The sequence below is a fragment of the Faecalimonas hominis genome, assembly GCF_054660755.1.
Genome location: NZ_BAAHSH010000086.1, coordinates 1 through 3,204 on the forward strand (window position 1 = coordinate 1; position 3,204 = coordinate 3,204).

Here is a 3,204-nt window from a genome sequence, read left to right on the forward strand (position 1 = left end):
TAATCAAAAATGGTTGACATCATTTTTTTACTTATTTCTCTTTTCATATCTTGCGTGTAAAATTAACGCTGTCACTGTAAATAATACAGGTCCTAAAATACTCCATACTGTTGTCGCTACATCTCCTGCCATCGCCGGTTGAATAATCGTAAAGAAATTAGCAAAACCAACTATTGCAGTTACGAGAATAGTAAATACAATGGAAATCGTATCATTTTTAAAAATAACAAACGGTTTATGAATATCCTTATTCTTCTTAAATTTGATAAATGCCGCTGAAATAAACATATATGGAAGTGTCATTGCCACATTTGTCATTGAAACAAGAATATTGAAAAACTGTGTCATTGTATCTCCACCCATAGAGATAAGAAGGATAAATACAACAACTACTACTGCCTGAATTTTTAAAGCAAATTTAGGCATTCCATTTTCCATTTTACAGAATTTCTCCGGTAAAAGACCTTTAGGGCTTCCCTCAATTAACTGTTTTAATGGTGAGTAACATAATGTAAATACCGCACCTGCTAAGGAAAGAAGAATGGAAATTCCCATAATTCTCGCTGCCCAGTCACCCATTTGTATACATACACTCTGACTTGCACCAAACGCTGCGCCAATCTGATATCCTAAATTATTCATAATCACATAAGAAGCATTTCCCTTATGCACTGTTGCTGCTGAGAGCGTTTCACTCCAGTTTGTAAAAATACCTACGCAGAAAATACCAATTGAATATCCTACTGCTACAATAATTGCTGCAATCGTTAAACCTTTTCCGAAATTCTTCTCCGGATTTTCCGTTTCATCTACAAGACCTCCGACTGCCTCTGTTCCTCCATACGCAAATAATGCATATACAAGAAATGCTAACATTGCCAGTGAACCCGCATATTCAGGATTTGGTGATTCCACCAACGATGCTGCCGAAACAACAGGCTGTGCAAGTTCCCCTTTATTTCCGATTAAAACGAGAAGCGCTCCACCGATTAACATTACATTCAAAAACATACAGGCAATTCCACCGATAGAAGCCACTTTCTGAATGTTTTTCATTCCTTTACTTGCAAAAAATGTTACAAAAACAATGAAAAGAACACCCAAAATTCCTAATGTCTGTGTGGAACTCAATCCAAATATACTCCATTCCTGAGTCGTATCTTTTCCAAAAATCGCATTAGACAGTGGAACCATAATTCCTGAAGCAATATTTACAAGCCAAATAACATACGATGTATACCACATAAATGTAGCAACAAACGCATACTTTGTATTTACACAAATTTGCATCCACGAAAAAATACCGCCTTTTTCGTCCTTAAATGCAGAACCGTATTCTGCAATCATAAATGCAAACGGCACAAAAAATACAACCGCTGACAATAAATAAAATGGAATTGCTCCGTACCCCATAAGGTAGAATGAGCGGGGCATATTATTGAATCCATACACAGAGGTAAAAATCATCAAAATCAATGCACCCATACTTAATTTCTTTTGTTTCTCTGACATAAAATTTCCTCCAAACATATTTAAGATAGTTTATATTTTATTTATAAACTCTTTATAAATCAAACAACACACATTTTCTTGACAGGAAAATTTAAAAACATTATTATCATAGTAAGAAACTATTGGTACGGAATTGAAATGAAATAAAGATAAGAATTAAAAATATATCATTTTTTATTAAAATATTGATTTATAGGAAACTTATCAGAAACGGAGAAAATCTTATGACAATGAATGAAACTGTGGGAAATAATATAAAAAAATATCGTATAGCCCACAATTATACTTTAAAAGAAATGTCAGCACTCATACACAAAAGTTGTTCTACTTTATCCAAATATGAAAAGGGAATTATCCCTATCACTGCTGATACAATTGAAGAATTTGCCCAAATCTTTCACATACTGCCATCACAACTTCTCGCTGTTCCTTATGAAGACATGCTTCCCATCGAGAAAACTGATTTTATTAGCAAACATTATATGTATTCTTATGATGGAAAAAGAAAAAGAATAATGAAAAGTATATTGGAGGAATTTTCCATATCAAATAGCGAAAATACTTTTGTAGAACTTTTTTATGACATTGAAAACTTTAAAAATCCTGAAAAATGTAAAGTCATCTATGCGGGTGAAAGTGTAAAATTTGGTCCGTGGCAAAATTATCATTTGCGAAATCAGTCACATTCTAACGAAGAAATCTGGCTGTGTTCCATGGATACATTTTCCCACAATAACAAAATTGGAATTTTAGCCGGAATCTCCAGTGTTACAATGTATCCTTGTGCAAGAAAAATATTAATTGCCTCAGATATACAGAAAGAAAACGAAGTTTTAAATAAACTTATTTTCTCGAAGGAAGATATCCAATTATTTAAAAAATATAATTTCTTTAGCATCAGCCAATTTATGACCGAAGAATAAAGGAAGACGTTTTTGTCTTCCTTTTTCCATTTCAGACAATAAAAAAAGAACAGATGAGTCTGTTCTTCAAGTGAAGCATCGGGGATTCGAACCCCGGACAACTTGATTAAAAGTCAAGTGCTCTACCAACTGAGCTAATGCTCCATATACTATCTAATTTGTACTACTTTCTTGTAGAATGCCCAGAGCCGGAATCGAACCAGCGACACGAGGATTTTCAGTCCTCTGCTCTACCGACTGAGCTATCTGGGCTTAACTTATATCCTCTTGGCAATAAAAACCTTATTGGCATTTCGTCAATAAGTTGAAATTGCGGGGGCAGGATTTGAACCTACGACCTTCGGGTTATGAGCCCGACGAGCTTCCAGACTGCTCCACCCCGCGTTATTATCTAATTAATGGATGGAGAAGGATTCGAACCTTCGAAGGCGGTGCCAACAGATTTACAGTCTGCCCCCTTTGGCCACTCGGGAATCCATCCATAAAGCCGACAATCGGACTTGAACCGATAACCTGCTGATTACAAATCAGCTGCTCTGCCAATTGAGCCATGTCGGCAAACTACTTTATCTTTATATATAAATGGGACCAACAGGGCTCGAACCTGTGACCCCCTGCTTGTAAGGCAGGTGCTCTCCCAGCTGAGCTATGATCCCATATATAAACGACCCGGAAGGGACTCGAACCCTCGACCTCCGCCGTGACAGGGCGGCGCTCTAACCAACTGAGCCACCGGGCCATATGAAGATATGTACCTTCAAAACCACAC

2 protein-coding genes and 7 tRNA genes are annotated in these 3,204 nt (G+C 36.5%); 1 reads left to right on the forward strand and 8 read right to left on the reverse strand.

The genetic code is table 11. From position 1 onward, the window contains the following. Window positions 1-27: 27 nt before the first annotated feature. Window positions 28-1,512, reverse strand: a complete 1,485-nt coding sequence (yjeM, locus tag ACYQ35_RS11650; protein ID WP_009462517.1) for a glutamate/gamma-aminobutyrate family transporter YjeM — start codon at window positions 1,510-1,512, stop codon at window positions 28-30. Window positions 1,513-1,736: 224 nt separating this feature from the next. Between yjeM and ACYQ35_RS11655 the strand changes: the two genes are divergently transcribed. Beyond that, window positions 1,737-2,435, forward strand: coding sequence for a helix-turn-helix transcriptional regulator (locus tag ACYQ35_RS11655; protein WP_009462518.1), 699 nt, complete (start codon window positions 1,737-1,739; stop codon window positions 2,433-2,435). 71 nt (window positions 2,436-2,506) lie between these two features. Here ACYQ35_RS11655 and ACYQ35_RS11660 read toward each other — a convergent pair. The 7 genes from ACYQ35_RS11660 to ACYQ35_RS11690 all read right to left on the reverse strand — a co-directional run bounded on the left by ACYQ35_RS11660 (window position 2,507) and on the right by ACYQ35_RS11690 (window position 3,174). Next, window positions 2,507-2,579: transfer RNA gene (locus tag ACYQ35_RS11660), tRNA-Lys, on the reverse strand. Between the two features lie 35 nt (window positions 2,580-2,614). Continuing rightward, window positions 2,615-2,687 (reverse strand) — tRNA-Phe (locus tag ACYQ35_RS11665). A gap of 58 nt (window positions 2,688-2,745) precedes the next feature. Next, a tRNA-Met gene (locus ACYQ35_RS11670) sits at window positions 2,746-2,819 on the reverse strand. Between the two features lie 15 nt (window positions 2,820-2,834). Beyond that, window positions 2,835-2,916 (reverse strand) — tRNA-Tyr (locus tag ACYQ35_RS11675). A gap of 4 nt (window positions 2,917-2,920) precedes the next feature. Beyond that, window positions 2,921-2,993 (reverse strand) — tRNA-Thr (locus ACYQ35_RS11680). Between the two features lie 25 nt (window positions 2,994-3,018). Further along, window positions 3,019-3,091, reverse strand: a tRNA-Val gene (locus ACYQ35_RS11685). Window positions 3,092-3,100: 9 nt separating this feature from the next. Beyond that, window positions 3,101-3,174, reverse strand: a tRNA-Asp gene (locus ACYQ35_RS11690). Window positions 3,175-3,204 lie beyond the last annotated feature (30 nt).

Bases quoted from the DNA above. Each gene is read 5' to 3' on its own strand.
- ACYQ35_RS11655 (WP_009462518.1), top strand. From the start codon at position 1,737: ATGACAATGAATGAAACTGTGGGAAATAATATAAAAAAATATCGTATA.
- yjeM (WP_009462517.1), bottom strand. From the start codon at position 1,512: ATGTCAGAGAAACAAAAGAAATTAAGTATGGGTGCATTGATTTTGATG.